Source organism: Priestia abyssalis (assembly GCF_002019595.1).
GTDB lineage: Bacteria > Bacillota > Bacilli > Bacillales > Bacillaceae_H > Bacillus_BA > Bacillus_BA abyssalis.
Window position 1 is genome coordinate 1 of record NZ_KV917369.1, and the last position, 13,925, is coordinate 13,925.

The following is a 13,925-nucleotide window of genomic DNA, read 5'->3' on the forward strand; positions in this document are numbered from 1 at the left end:
ATATTGTCTGGTGATGATGGCGAAGAGGTCACACCCGTTCCCATGCCGAACACGGAAGTTAAGCTCTTCAGCGCCGATGGTAGTTGGGGGTTTCCCCCTGTGAGAGTAGGACGTTGCCAGGCATTTAAAAAAGATTAGTCATTTGACTAGTCTTTTTTTTGTTTTATTATAAAATACATGATGCACACTATTAAATAAAAGCGGTTATGATATGCTTTACAAAGGAGTTAATACATTGAAAAAAGTAAGCAGTAAACGTGAGTATGAAGTAGGAGAAAACGAAACGATTGACCAATGCCTAAATCGGATTAAAGCAGACGGATTTATTCCTATCAAAAGAATTGAAAAGCCTATTTTTAAGGAAGAGATCGTGAATGGTCAAGAGATTATTATACCTGCAGGAAGGGTCATTGTTTTTGAAGTTAAGAAATTGTAAAACACGAACATTCAAAAAGATTTATTGTTAAATAGTTCGAATTATGGTTGACACATAAAGAGATTTGTTGCTAAAATGAGAGTAACTTAATAAAGAACCTCATATAATAGTGGGAATATGGCTCACGAGTTTCTACCCGGCAACCGTAAATTGCTGGACTATGGGGGAAAGTATGTCTGGATTATCCTGCTGTGTAATATCAGTGAATGGATTATGAACCCAGGTAGATATATGCTTTCTTTCATAAAAAAAAGAGTATATATTTACCTGGGTTTTTATGTTGAATAAAAATAGCTGGTCCATATAGGAGAGATTAAAATGAAACCAACTGTAGCTGTTATCATGGGGAGCACTTCCGATTGGGAAACAATGCAACATGCATGTGAAGTACTTGAAGAATTACAAATCTCTTATGAAAAGAAAGTGGTATCTGCCCACCGTACACCGGATTATATGTTTGAATATGCTGAGACTGCAAAAGAGCGCGGTGTCCAAGTAATTATTGCAGGAGCAGGAGGAGCAGCCCACCTGCCAGGTATGGTGGCAGCCAAGACAGTGTTGCCTGTTATTGGGGTGCCGGTGCAATCAAAAGCACTAAACGGACTTGATTCCCTATTATCCATTGTGCAAATGCCGGGCGGTGTGCCTGTTGCTACAGTAGCAATTGGAAAAGCAGGTGCTACTAATGCAGGTCTCTTGGCGGCACAAATTGTTGCCATCCATGATTCAACTGTTGCTGAAAAATTAGAAGAGAGACGTGTGAAAACACGAAATCAAGTATTAGAAAGTAGTGATCAACTTGGATTATAAGTTTATTTCTCCGGGAAAGACGATTGGAATTGTAGGCGGCGGCCAGTTAGGAAGAATGATGGCTTTATCAGCAAGAGAGATGGGATACAATATTGCTGTTGTGGACCCGACTAAAGCATCTCCTTGCGGTCAAATTGCGGACATTGAGATCGTTGGAAACTATGATGACCCGGAAGCCATTAAGAAATTAGCTAGTGTTTCTGATGTTATCACATATGAATTTGAAAATGTCGATGCTAACATGCTTGAATGGTTAGAAGAAAATGCTTATGTTCCACAAGGCAGCAAACTGCTGATGATCACGCAGAATCGTGCATATGAAAAGCAAAATATTATAGAAGCTGGTTTACGTGTAGCCCCTTATCGAACAGCTTCATATAAAGAAGAATTGGCAAAGGCTATTGAAGAAATCGGTTATCCTTGTGTAGTAAAAACTTGTCAGGGTGGTTACGATGGTAAAGGACAAGTGCTTATTAGAGAGGAACAGGATATTCAAAAATCCTTTCCATTGTTAGAGCAAGGAGAATGCATTGTTGAAAAATGGATGAACATCGAGAAGGAAGTATCGGTTATCGTTTTTCGCAATGGCAAGGGTGAAACGGAATGCCTGCCAATTGGAGAGAATATTCATAAAGACCATATTTTGCATCAAACGATTGTACCGGCACGAATTACGGATGAACAAGCCAGCTTGGCAACAGAATACGCGGTAAAGATCGCCAACAAACTTCAATTAATTGGAACATTAGCTGTTGAAATGTTTATTACAAAAGATGGGGAACTTTATATTAATGAGTTGGCACCGCGTCCTCATAATTCAGGCCATTATTCAATGAATGCTTGTTTAACATCCCAATTTCAGCAACATATTCGTGCAATTTGCAATTGGCCTTTAGGGAAGTCAACACTTATAAAGCCTGCTGTTATGATCAACATTTTAGGAGAGCATGTTGAAAAAGTGATTGAAAAAATCGAACATTTTTCGGATTGTGATTTGCATTTGTACGGAAAAAAAGAGGCGAAAATCAAAAGAAAAATGGGACATCTGACAATTGTAGCTGATAATATAGAAGATGCGTTGAAAAAAGCTGACGCCTTAGAAATTTGGAACCAAATGGAGGAAGTAAAATGATTGAACGTTATAGCCGTCCTGAAATGACAGCAATTTGGTCTGAGCAAAATCGCTTTGACGCTTGGTTAGAAGTTGAAATCTTAGCATGTGAAGCATGGGCTGAGTTAGGGGCAATTCCAAAAGAAGATGTAGCCTTACTTCGCCAAAATGCTTCATTTGATATTAAACGCATTCAAGAAATCGAAGAAGAAACACGCCATGATGTTGTAGCATTTACACGTGCTGTTTCTGAAACATTAGGTGAAGAGCGTAAATGGGTCCATTACGGATTAACATCTACAGATGTTGTTGACACAGCTTTAGGATATCTTTTAAAACAAGCAAATGAGATTTTGTTAGCGGACTTAGAGCGCTTTATCAATATCTTAAAAGAAAAAGCACAAGAACATAAATATACTGTGATGATGGGTCGTACACATGGGGTTCATGCTGAACCAACAACATTTGGTTTAAAGCTTGCACTATGGTATGAAGAGATGAAACGTAACTTAGAGCGGTTCAAACAAGCTGCTGATGGAGTACAATTTGGTAAAATTTCAGGTGCAGTAGGAACATTTGCTAATATTGATCCATTTGTAGAGAAATATGTGTGTGAAAAACTTGGAACTAAACCAGCCCCAGTTTCAACACAGACACTCCAGCGTGATCGTCATGCGCATTATATGTCAGTACTTGCGCTAATTGCAACATCTGTTGAAAAGTTTGCGGTAGAAATTCGCGGTTTACAAAAAAGTGAGACTCGTGAAGTAGAAGAGTTTTTCGCAAAAGGGCAAAAAGGTTCTTCTGCTATGCCGCATAAACGTAATCCAATCGGTTCAGAAAATATGACTGGTTTGGCGCGTGTGATTCGAGGCTATATGGTTACGGCTTATGATAATGTTCCGCTTTGGCACGAGCGTGATATTTCACACTCTTCAGCTGAACGTATTATCTTACCAGATGCGACAATCGCATTAAACTATATGTTAAATCGTTTTGCTAACATTGTGCAAAACTTAACAGTATTCCCTGAAAATATGAAGAGAAATATGGAAAGAACATTTGGCCTGATCTATTCTCAACGCGTATTGCTTGCTTTAATTGACAAAGGAATGGCTCGTGAAGAAGCATATGATACGGTACAGCCAAAAGCCATGGAAGCGTGGGAGAAACAAGTTCCTTTCCGTTCATTGGTGGAAGCTGAGGAGCGTATTACAAGTCGTTTGACAAAAGAGGAAATTGATGATTGCTTCGATTACACGTATCACCTTAAAAATGTTGATATGATCTTCGAACGTGTAGGTCTTTAATTAAGAGGAGAAGGTAAAGAATCTTCCTTACCTTCCCTCTATTCTCAACGGTCTGAATATTCCATCTACCAGGGGGCTATAATCGTGGAAAAGCAAGAGTTACTGTACGAAGGTAAAGCGAAAAAAATCTATGGAACAAACGAAGAAAATGTTCTATGGATTGAATATAAAAATGAGGCAACTGCATTTAATGGTGAGAAGAAAGCAGAGATTGAAGGTAAAGCTGTACTAAATAATAAAATTAGCAGCTTATTATTTGCTGAGCTGCATAAAGCAAATATTGAGACTCATTTTATTAAACAACTTTCTGATCATGAACAACTTGTTCGTCAAGTCACGATTGTTCCAATCGAGGTTGTTGTTCGTAACATCGCAGCTGGTAGTATTTCAAAGCGCCTTGGTTTTGAAGAAGGTATGAAATTTGAGAAACCGCTTGTTGAGTTTTACTACAAAGATGACAGCCTAGGTGATCCGCTTATTACAGATGATCACGCATTACTGCTTGAACTGGCAACAAAAGAAGAGTTAGAAGTAATTAAGCAAAAAGCCTTAGCGGTTAACGAGGTCTTAATTCCTTACTTTAAGGAAAAAAACATTATGTTAGTTGACTTTAAGCTAGAATTTGGTAAAACCGCTGAAGGACAGATCATTTTAGCTGATGAAATTTCACCGGATACTTGCCGTTTCTGGGATTCAAAAACAAATCAAAAATTAGATAAAGATGTATTCAGAAGAGACTTAGGTAAAATAACAGACGCATATAACGAAATCTTAACGAGAATCGGAGGATAATCATGTATAAAGTAAAAGTATTTGTCACATTAAGAGAGAGCGTATTAGATCCACAAGGAACAGCAGTGAAAGGTTCTTTACACAGTTTATCTTTCGAGGCCGTAAAAGATGTACGTATTGGTAAGTATATGGAATTAACAGTTGAGAAAGTAGATAACATCGAAGAAATGGTTAAGGAAATGTGTGAAAAATTACTCGCAAACGTTGTAATTGAAGATTACCGTTACGAAATCGAGGAGGTAGTAGCACAGTGAAATTTGCTGTAATCGTGTTCCCAGGATCAAACTGTGATGTAGATATGTATCATGCGGTTAAAGACGAACTTGGTGCCGACGTAGAGTATGTTTGGCATGATGCAACTAATTTAGATGAGTTTGATGGTATTTTATTGCCAGGCGGGTTCTCTTATGGAGATTACCTTCGCTGTGGTGCTATCTCTCGCTTCTCTAACGTTATGAATGCTGTGAAGAAAGCGGCGGAACAAGGAAAGCCAGTGTTAGGTGTTTGTAACGGATTTCAGATTTTAGTAGAAGCAGGTCTTTTACCAGGTGCTTTAATGCGTAACAAAAATCTTAAGTTTATGTGCCGAACAGTTGAGTTGCGCGTTGAAAATAACGAAACGATGTTCACAACTGAGTATGACAAAGGTGAAGTCATCAACATTCCAATCGCACATGGTGAAGGAAACTATTATTGTGATGATGAAACATTGCAGCAATTAATTGAAAACAATCAAATTGCGTTCCGCTATCATGGTGAAAATCCAAACGGAAGCATTTCAGATATTGCAGGTATTACAAACAAGCAAGGAAATGTCCTTGGTATGATGCCGCATCCAGAGCGTGCTGTTGATGAATTACTGGGAGGCGCTGACGGATTAAAATTATTCAAATCGATTTTGAAGCAATGGAGGGAAACACATGTCGTTACTGCTTGAGCCAAATCCACAACAAATTCAAGATGAGAAAATCTACCGTGAAATGGGTGTAACTGATGAAGAGTTTGGGATGATCAAAGACATCTTAAAACGTCTTCCTAATTATACGGAATTAGGTCTCTTCTCAGTTATGTGGTCAGAGCATTGCAGCTATAAAAATTCAAAACCTGTATTACGTAAGTTTCCAACAAGCGGTGAGCATGTGCTTCAAGGTCCTGGTGAAGGTGCTGGAGTAGTTGACATTGGAGATAACCAGGCCGTTGTGTTCAAAATTGAAAGTCATAACCATCCTTCTGCCATTGAACCATATCAAGGGGCAGCGACAGGTGTCGGCGGTATTATTCGCGACGTGTTCTCAATGGGGGCTCGCCCGATTGCTTTATTGAACTCACTTCGTTTCGGTGAGTTGAAAACGGCACGCGGTAAATATTTATTTGAAGAAGTAGTTGCAGGTATTGCGGGCTATGGAAACTGCATCGGCATCCCGACGGTGGGGGGCGAAGTTCAGTTTGAGCCTTGCTACGAAGCAAACCCGCTTGTGAACGCGATGTGTGTTGGATTAATCGATCATAAGGATATTAAAAAGGGGCAAGCGCACGGCGTAGGCAATACAGTCATGTATGTCGGTGCCAAGACTGGCCGTGATGGTATCCATGGTGCAACATTCGCGTCAGAAGAGTTATCTGAAGCATCTGAAGAAAAGCGTCCAGCGGTTCAAGTAGGAGACCCATTCATGGAAAAACTTCTTCTTGAAGCATGTTTAGAGCTCATCCATTCTGATGCTCTCGTTGGGATTCAAGATATGGGAGCAGCGGGCCTAACATCTTCATCAGCTGAGATGGCAAGTAAGGCTGGCATGGGGATTGAAATGTACCTAGATGATGTACCGCAGCGCGAAACAGGAATGACGCCATATGAGATGATGCTGTCTGAATCTCAAGAGCGTATGTTAATTGTTGTGAAAAAGGGCCGTGAGCAAGAAATTGTCGACTTATTCCATAAGTATGACTTAGAAGCTGTGGCCATCGGAAAAGTAACAGACGATAAAATGCTGCGTTTGTTCCATAAAGGTGAAATGGTTGCCAATGTTCCAGCTGATGCATTAGCAGAAGATGCACCGGTTTATCATAAACCATCTGCAGAGCCGGCTTATTATGCCGAGTTCCAAGCGATGGAAGAGCAAATTCCAGAAGTGAATGACTATAACGAAACATTAATGCAGTTATTACAACAACCAACCATTGCTAGTAAAGAATGGGTTTACGATCAATATGATTACCAAGTACGCACAAATACAGTAGTCGCACCAGGTTCTGATGCAGCTGTTGTACGTGTTCGCGGTACGAAAAAAGGTCTTGCGATGACAACGGATTGTAACTCTCGCTATATTTACCTTGATCCAGAAATGGGCGGTAAGATTGCAGTTGCAGAAGCGGCACGTAATGTTATATGTTCCGGTGCAAAACCACTTGCTGTTACAGACAACTTAAACTATGGTAACCCTGAGAAGCCGGAAATTTTCTGGCAAATTGAAAAATCTGTTGATGGTATTAGTGAAGCATGCCGTGTATTAAACACACCGGTTATCGGTGGAAACGTATCTTTATACAATGAGCGCAGCGGTGAAGCTATTTATCCAACACCAACAATTGGTATGGTCGGGTTAGTTGAAGATTTAGATCACGTGACAACTCAAGAGTTTAAGCAAGCTGGCGATCTTGTTTATGTAATCGGTGAAACGAAAGCAGAATTTGGCGGCAGTGAGCTTCAAAAACTTCATTACGGTAAGATCTTTGGTAAAGCACCATCAATCGATTTAGCTGTTGAAGCAGAACGCCAAGAAAAGCTATTAGCAGCGATTAAAGCTGGGCTTGTACAATCAGCACATGATGTTGCTGAGGGCGGTTTAGCGGTTGCTCTTGCCGAAAGCTTAATGGGTGCCAACGGTCTGGGTGCCAATGTAACGGTAACAGGTGCGGATGTATCGGCATTATTCGCTGAAACTCAATCACGTTTTCTTGTCTCCGTTAAACCAGAAAATAAAGAAGCATTCGAAAAAGCTATGACAGCGTATCTTGTAGGGGAAGTAACGGATACAAATGAACTTCTTATTAATAACGAACAAAACGAGTTACTTGTTAACGCAAATGTAGACAAAATGAGAACGGCTTGGAAAGGAGCTATTCCATGCTTGGTGAAATCAAAGGCTTAAACGAAGAGTGTGGCGTTTTTGGGGTATGGGGGCATGAAAATGCGGCCCAAATCACGTATTACGGATTGCACAGCTTGCAACACCGCGGTCAAGAAGGCGCAGGAATCGCTGTAACAGATGGTAAAAAGGTAACGGTTGCCAAGGGTCTTGGGCTTGTTACGGAAGTATTTGGCCAAGGAGAAATCAGTGACTTGCACGGAAAAGCGGCAATTGGCCATGTTCGTTATGCAACAGCAGGAGGAGGCGGCTATCAAAATGTTCAGCCGCTTCACTTCCAATCACACAGCGGCAGCCTTGCTTTAGCGCATAACGGAAACCTAGTCAATGCAACAGCATTAAAACATCAGCTCGAAAATCAGGGGAGTATTTTTCAGACCACTTCAGATACAGAAGTATTGGCACACCTAATCAAAAGAAGCGGTTATCAAATGTTAAAAGACCAAGTGAAAAATTCATTGACGATGTTAAAGGGTGCTTATGCGTTTTTGATTTTAACGGAAACGGAAATGCTAGTAGCCCTTGATCCAAATGGTTTACGCCCTCTTTCAATCGGGCGTTTAGGAGATGCATATGTGGTTGTGTCCGAGACATGTGCCCTTGATGTCATTGGTGCCGAATATGTGAGGGATGTAGAGCCAGGAGAGCTATTAATCATTAATGATCAGGGCCTAACATCGGAGCGCTTTACTTTAAATGTAAATCGTGCCATTTGCAGTATGGAGTATATTTACTTTTCAAGACCGGACAGCAACATCGACGGGATCAATATTCATTCCGCTCGTAAAAATTTAGGACGTCAAATGGCCATCGAAGCACCAATAGAGGCAGATGTCGTTACAGGTGTCCCTGATTCAAGTATTTCGGCAGCTATCGGTTTTGCTGAGCAATCAGGTATTCCATATGAGCTTGGATTAATCAAAAATCGTTACGTCGGCCGTACATTCATCCAGCCTTCACAAGAACTTCGCGAGCAAGGCGTCAAAATGAAGCTTTCGCCTGTTCGCAAAATTGTAGAAGGAAAACGTGTTGTCATGGTGGATGATTCGATTGTAAGGGGAACAACAAGTCGACGAATCGTAAACATGCTTCGCGAAGCGGGAGCAACAGAAGTACATGTTCGTATCAGTTCTCCTCCGATTAAAAACCCATGCTTCTATGGTATTGATACGTCAACAACGGAAGAGTTGATTGCTGCCAATCATACGGTGGAAGAGATTCGTGAGATGATTGGAGCCGATTCACTTGTATTCTTGAGTGAAGAAGGACTTGTTAAAGCAATCGACAGACCGTATGAGGGGCAATATAGAGGTCAATGCATGGCTTGTTTTACAGGAAAGTACCCGACGGAAATTTATCCGGATACGCTGCATCCGCATGAGAAAGTAGTTACATGTTAAGCAAGCGTCTCATCATTTTCTACTAGAAAGACATAAAAAGGAGGACTCATATGTCTCAGTCATATAAGCAAGCAGGAGTCGATATACAAGCGGGATACGAAGCTGTTGAACGGATGAAAAAGCATATTAAACGTACAGAAAGATCAGGCGTTTTAGGAGCAGTAGGCGGCTTTGGAGGAATGTTTGATTTATCGGCTCTAAATGTGAAAGAGCCTGTCTTAGTCTCAGGTACAGATGGTGTCGGCACAAAATTGATGCTTGCTTTCTTATTAGATAAACATGACACAATTGGAATCGATGCCGTGGCTATGTGTGTAAACGATATTGTTGTTCAAGGAGCTGAGCCTCTTTACTTCCTTGACTATATTGCGTGCGGAAAAGCTATTCCGGAAAAAATCGAACACATCGTAAAAGGCATTGCCGATGGATGCGAGCAGGCCGGTTGTGGTCTCATTGGAGGGGAAACGGCAGAAATGCCTGGGTTATATAGTGAGGATGAATATGATTTGGCTGGTTTCTCTGTTGGTGTAGCCGAAAAGTCGAAGCTTGTTACAGGTGAAACGATCGGAGCGGGCGATGTTTTGATCGGTATTTCTTCAAGCGGTATTCATAGCAATGGCTATTCTCTTGTAAGAAAAGTATTACTGGAAGACGCTAAACTTGATTTGCATCAAGTATATGAAGGTTTCGATGTTACTTTAGGTGAAGAGCTGTTGAAGCCGACTAAAATCTATGTAAAAGCTGTACTAAGTGCCATGGGAGCAGGGAACATTAAAGGAATGGCCCATATTACCGGCGGCGGTTTCTATGAAAATATTCCACGTATGCTTCCGGAAGGCTTGGGTGTTGAAGTCGATTACGGATCATGGCCAATTCCATACATCTTTGATTTCATTCAAGAAAAAGGCGGTTTAGAGCGAAAAGAACTATTTGAAGTCTTTAATATGGGCATTGGTTTTATGCTTGCAGTTTCCAACGAAGATTTACACGCAGTCATTGAAGCAATTGAAGCAACTGGGGAAAAAGCATACATTATTGGGAGAGTTACGAACGAAGAAGGTGTCCGATTCGGTGGAGGAGTCATCGCATGATGAATATTGCCATTTTTGCCTCAGGAAGCGGCAGCAATTTTCAAGCAATTTGTGATGCTGTTCAAAATGGGGAGCTTGAAGCGAACATCTCCTTACTTGTATGTGATAAGCCAAATGCAAAGGTCGTGGAGAGAGCGAATGACGCTGGCATTCCGGCCTTTGTTTTTTCGCCTGGGAATTTTTCAAGCAAGGAAGAATATGAATCTGCTATCTGCGAACAGCTTTTAAAATATGGAGTACAGTTTATTGTACTGGCTGGTTACATGCGCTTAATCGGCTCTTATTTATTGAGTAAATTCGCTGGCAAAATTGTCAACATTCACCCATCACTGCTGCCTTCCTTTCCAGGAAAAGATGCTGTTGGACAAGCAATAGAGGCTCAGGTGAAAGTAACAGGAATTACGATCCACTACGTAGACGAAGGAATGGATACAGGCCCTATTATTGCCCAGAAAGCGATTGACTTATTTGATGGGGACACTAGGGAAGATATAGAATCTCGGATTCACCAAGCTGAGCACGAGTTTTATCCTAAAACCCTGCAGAAAATATTCCAAAGGGTTACACATGACAATTCTTGATTAAAACTTTCTAACACTTTAATGTAGCAGTATACAAAAGCGAAAAGAGAGGGAAAACAAAATGACAACTAAGCGTGCTCTTATTAGTGTATCTGATAAAAACGGTATTCTTGAGTTTGCTCAAGATTTAGTCAAACTAGGATTTGAAATCATTTCTACTGGGGGAACGAAAAAAGTACTGAAGGAAAACAATGTACCAGTCATCGGTATTTCTGAAGTAACGGGATTCCCGGAAATTCTAGATGGAAGAGTCAAAACATTACATCCTAAAATCCACGGCGGCTTATTGGCACTGCGTGCAAACGAAGATCATCAACAACAGATTGCAGAGCATGATATCACACCAATTGACTTGGTTGTTGTCAATCTATATCCATTCCAACAAACGATCGAAAAGCCCGATGTGACACTTGCAGATGCTATTGAAAACATTGATATCGGCGGTCCGTCTATGTTGCGTTCAGCAGCTAAAAATTATCAATCTGTTACAGTAGCTGTTGACCCGGCTGATTATAGCGTGATTGTTCAAGAACTAAATGAGAACGGAACCGTTTCATTTGAAACGAATCAACGCCTGGCGGCAAAAGTGTTCCGTCATACAGCAGCTTATGATGCTTTAATTGCTGAATACTTAACGAATATTACAGGAGAGACAAGCCCTGAAAAATTAACGGTTACATTTGATAAGTTACAAGGTCTTCGTTACGGCGAAAACCCTCATCAACAGGCAGCATTTTATAAAAAACCGTTAACACAAAAAGGTTCTATCGCAACTACTGTACAATTGCATGGTAAGGAGCTTTCATATAACAACATTAATGATGCGAATGCGGCATTACAAATTGTAAAAGAATTCGAAGGCCCTGCGGCTGTGGCTGTTAAACATATGAATCCTTGCGGCGTCGGAGTTGGCACAACGATTGAAGAAGCATATCAAAAAGCGTATGAAGCAGATCCAACATCCATCTTTGGCGGCATTATCGCAGCTAACCGTGAGATTGATGGCGCAACAGCTGCTAAGATGCATGAAATCTTCTTGGAAATCATCATTGCTCCTTCATTCACTCAAGAAGCACTGGATATTCTTACAGCTAAAAAGAATCTGCGTCTATTGACAATTGATTTTGATCAAAATGAAAAGAGAGAATTGCAATTAACATCTATTAAAGGCGGTTTGCTTGTTCAAGAAGAAGACACACTAGGATTTGAAGATGCAGAAGTTACTGTTCCGACAAAACGCCAGCCGACGGAACAAGAATGGGCAGACTTAAAGCTTGCTTGGAAAGTGGTTAAGCATGTTAAATCAAATGCGATTGTACTGGCAAAAGATGATATGACCATCGGTGTCGGTGCCGGCCAGATGAACCGTGTCGGTGCAGCGCAAATTGCTATCAACCAAGCAGGAGAAAAAGCACAAGGAGCAGCGCTTGGTTCAGATGCATTCTTCCCGATGAGTGATACGGTTGAAGCTGCGGCAAAAGCCGGTATTACTGCAATCATTCAGCCTGGCGGTTCTATTCGTGATGAAGATTCCATCCAAAAAGCAGATGAGTACGGCATCGCAATGGTCTTCACAGGAATGAGACACTTCAAGCATTAAGAGACGAAAAGCGGAGGCGACTGTTCAACCTTGAGAGGCGTTGGAACTTCTGACAAGGAAACCGCTTTTTGGTTTCCATGGCAGAAGTGAAACGACCGAAAGGTTAGGAGCCGCAGCTGGATAAGACGAAAAGCGGAACGAGCCCGCTTTAGGAAAACATTCTTCCATTAAAAAGTCATTTTACTTTTAAAGTGGAAGAATGATTTTTCTTGAGGGGTTAATTTGGGAACCATATAAAAAGGCATAACAATAACTTGAAGCTTGGCGGGGTGAGTATAGTGAACGTTTTGGTTATAGGTAAAGGCGGCAGAGAGCATGCAATTGCATGGAAGGTATCACAAAGCCCATTAGTAGAAAAAGTGTTTGTTGCACCAGGAAATGATGCAATGACAGATGTGGCTACACTTGTTCCTATTCAAGAAGGTGAACAAAATCAATTAGTGGCATTTGCCAAAGATAATAATGTCGGTTTGACGATTGTGGGTCCCGAGGTTCCTCTTATTACAGGTATTGTTGATACATTTGAACAAGAAGGATTAAAAATCTTTGGTCCGAGACAAAAGGCTGCCATGATTGAAGGAAGTAAGGATTTTGCCAAGCAATTGATGGAGAAGTATGAGATTCCTACAGCCGATTATAAGACATTTACAGATTATGAGGCCGCACGCTTGTACGTTGAAGAAAAAGGTGCTCCAATTGTTATCAAAGCAGATGGTTTGGCTGCAGGAAAAGGCGTAACGGTAGCGATGACAATGGAGGAAGCCATCCAAACCCTTCATGAAATGCTAGTGGAAGAGAAGTTTGAGGAAGCAAGCCGAAAAGTTGTTATTGAAGAATACCTTGAAGGACAGGAATTTTCGTTAATGGCATTTGTCAATGGTACAAACGTCTATCCAATGGTCATCGCTCAAGATCATAAACGTGCATATAACGGTGATAAAGGTCCAAATACAGGTGGAATGGGCGCATATTCTCCTGTCCCTCAAATCAGCGATGCTGTAGTACAAACAGCGATTGAGACAGTCTTGCATCCAATGGCTGAAGCGATGATGAAGGAAGAATGTCCATATACAGGCGTACTTTATGCTGGCTTAATGGCAACAGCAAACGGTCCTAAAGTCATTGAGTTCAATGCTCGCTTTGGTGACCCTGAAACTCAGGTTGTACTTCCAAGAATGGAAAGCGACTTAGTGGAAGTGCTGCTTCATTTATTAGATGGCAAACAAGTGGATATTAAATGGTCGAAGCAAGCCGTTATTGGAGTAGTCGTAGCTGCTGAAGGTTATCCAAATGAATACAAGAAAAATACACCCATTTACGGTTTAAATGATGTAAGTAGTGAATCACTTGTGTTTCACGCCGGAACAAAATTAGTGGATAGCACCTATGTAACTAATGGTGGTCGTGTTCTTTTAGTAGCCAGCAAAGCGGATACGTTAGAGCTTGCACAAAATCAAGTTTATAAAGAACTTAAACAATTATCTACTGAAGGTTTGTTCTACCGGGATGATATTGCTGATAAAGCATTAAAAGCGGCTTCATTATAAGAAGTTAAAAAGATAAAGGTAACTTCCATTAACAGGGAATTACTTTTATCTTTTGCCTTGAACAACCCATAAAAATGGACCGTCATGTAAACCCCCAACAT

13 protein-coding genes, 1 rRNA gene and 1 riboswitch are annotated in these 13,925 nt (G+C 40.9%); all 14 genes read left to right on the top strand.

The window, feature by feature from the left end; all coding sequences use genetic code 11:
• Positions 1 to 6 precede the first annotated feature (6 nt).
• Positions 7 to 122, top strand: a 5S ribosomal RNA gene (rrf, locus tag BK575_RS00005).
• A 113-nt stretch (positions 123 to 235) separates the two neighbouring features.
• A complete protein-coding gene (locus tag BK575_RS00010; RefSeq protein WP_078408355.1) occupies positions 236 to 436 on the top strand; it encodes an NETI motif-containing protein in 201 nt (66 codons plus the stop codon).
• Between the two features lie 79 nt (positions 437 to 515).
• Positions 516 to 617, top strand: a riboswitch (purine riboswitch).
• Between the two features lie 137 nt (positions 618 to 754).
• Positions 755 to 1,246 carry a 5-(carboxyamino)imidazole ribonucleotide mutase gene (gene purE / locus BK575_RS00015; protein ID WP_078408356.1) on the top strand — a complete coding sequence of 164 codons (492 nt, stop codon included), beginning with the start codon at positions 755 to 757 and terminating at the stop codon, positions 1,244 to 1,246.
• On the top strand, positions 1,236 to 2,378 hold the full coding sequence (gene purK / locus BK575_RS00020; protein ID WP_407984277.1) for a 5-(carboxyamino)imidazole ribonucleotide synthase: 1,143 nt from the start codon (positions 1,236 to 1,238) through the stop codon (positions 2,376 to 2,378). Before purE ends, purK begins: the two co-directional genes overlap by 11 nt.
• Complete coding sequence (gene purB / locus BK575_RS00025; protein WP_078408357.1) at positions 2,375 to 3,667, top strand: adenylosuccinate lyase; 1,293 nt, start codon at positions 2,375 to 2,377, stop codon at positions 3,665 to 3,667. Before purK ends, purB begins: the two co-directional genes overlap by 4 nt.
• An 84-nt stretch (positions 3,668 to 3,751) precedes the next feature.
• The gene (purC, locus tag BK575_RS00030) at positions 3,752 to 4,459 is read left to right on the top strand and encodes a phosphoribosylaminoimidazolesuccinocarboxamide synthase (RefSeq protein WP_078408358.1); all 708 of its coding nucleotides are present in this window, start codon (positions 3,752 to 3,754) and stop codon (positions 4,457 to 4,459) included.
• A gap of 2 nt (positions 4,460 to 4,461) precedes the next feature.
• A complete protein-coding gene (gene purS, locus BK575_RS00035) occupies positions 4,462 to 4,713 on the top strand; it encodes a phosphoribosylformylglycinamidine synthase subunit PurS (RefSeq protein ID WP_078408359.1) in 252 nt (83 codons plus the stop codon).
• Positions 4,710 to 5,396, top strand: coding sequence for a phosphoribosylformylglycinamidine synthase subunit PurQ (purQ, locus tag BK575_RS00040; protein WP_078408360.1), 687 nt, complete (start codon positions 4,710 to 4,712; stop codon positions 5,394 to 5,396). Before purS ends, purQ begins: the two co-directional genes overlap by 4 nt.
• Complete coding sequence (gene purL, locus BK575_RS00045; RefSeq protein ID WP_078408361.1) at positions 5,380 to 7,608, top strand: phosphoribosylformylglycinamidine synthase subunit PurL; 2,229 nt, start codon at positions 5,380 to 5,382, stop codon at positions 7,606 to 7,608. Before purQ ends, purL begins: the two co-directional genes overlap by 17 nt.
• A complete protein-coding gene (gene purF, locus BK575_RS00050; RefSeq protein ID WP_078408362.1) occupies positions 7,584 to 9,005 on the top strand; it encodes an amidophosphoribosyltransferase in 1,422 nt (473 codons plus the stop codon). Before purL ends, purF begins: the two co-directional genes overlap by 25 nt.
• A gap of 50 nt (positions 9,006 to 9,055) precedes the next feature.
• Positions 9,056 to 10,096 carry a phosphoribosylformylglycinamidine cyclo-ligase gene (purM, locus tag BK575_RS00055; protein ID WP_078408363.1) on the top strand — a complete coding sequence of 347 codons (1,041 nt, stop codon included), beginning with the start codon at positions 9,056 to 9,058 and terminating at the stop codon, positions 10,094 to 10,096.
• Positions 10,093 to 10,677: a phosphoribosylglycinamide formyltransferase gene (gene purN / locus BK575_RS00060; protein WP_078408364.1), complete on the top strand. Its 585-nt coding sequence runs from the start codon at positions 10,093 to 10,095 to the stop codon at positions 10,675 to 10,677. Before purM ends, purN begins: the two co-directional genes overlap by 4 nt.
• Before the next feature lie 61 nt (positions 10,678 to 10,738).
• Entirely contained in the window at positions 10,739 to 12,277 is a 1,539-nt protein-coding gene (gene purH / locus BK575_RS00065; RefSeq protein WP_078408365.1) for a bifunctional phosphoribosylaminoimidazolecarboxamide formyltransferase/IMP cyclohydrolase, read from the top strand.
• A gap of 278 nt (positions 12,278 to 12,555) precedes the next feature.
• The gene (gene purD, locus BK575_RS00070; RefSeq protein ID WP_078408366.1) at positions 12,556 to 13,824 is read left to right on the top strand and encodes a phosphoribosylamine--glycine ligase; all 1,269 of its coding nucleotides are present in this window, start codon (positions 12,556 to 12,558) and stop codon (positions 13,822 to 13,824) included.
• The last annotated feature ends 101 nt before the right edge of the window (positions 13,825 to 13,925 follow it).

Excerpts from the sequence above, each read along its gene's own strand:
- purE (WP_078408356.1), top strand. The coding sequence starts at position 755 with ATGAAACCAACTGTAGCTGTTATCATGGGGAGCACTTCCGATTGGGAA.
- purB (WP_078408357.1), top strand. The coding sequence starts at position 2,375 with ATGATTGAACGTTATAGCCGTCCTGAAATGACAGCAATTTGGTCTGAG.
- purS (WP_078408359.1), top strand. The coding sequence starts at position 4,462 with ATGTATAAAGTAAAAGTATTTGTCACATTAAGAGAGAGCGTATTAGAT.
- purL (WP_078408361.1), top strand. The coding sequence starts at position 5,380 with ATGTCGTTACTGCTTGAGCCAAATCCACAACAAATTCAAGATGAGAAA.
- purF (WP_078408362.1), top strand. The coding sequence starts at position 7,584 with ATGCTTGGTGAAATCAAAGGCTTAAACGAAGAGTGTGGCGTTTTTGGG.
- purM (WP_078408363.1), top strand. The coding sequence starts at position 9,056 with ATGTCTCAGTCATATAAGCAAGCAGGAGTCGATATACAAGCGGGATAC.
- purN (WP_078408364.1), top strand. The coding sequence starts at position 10,093 with ATGATGAATATTGCCATTTTTGCCTCAGGAAGCGGCAGCAATTTTCAA.
- purH (WP_078408365.1), top strand. The coding sequence starts at position 10,739 with ATGACAACTAAGCGTGCTCTTATTAGTGTATCTGATAAAAACGGTATT.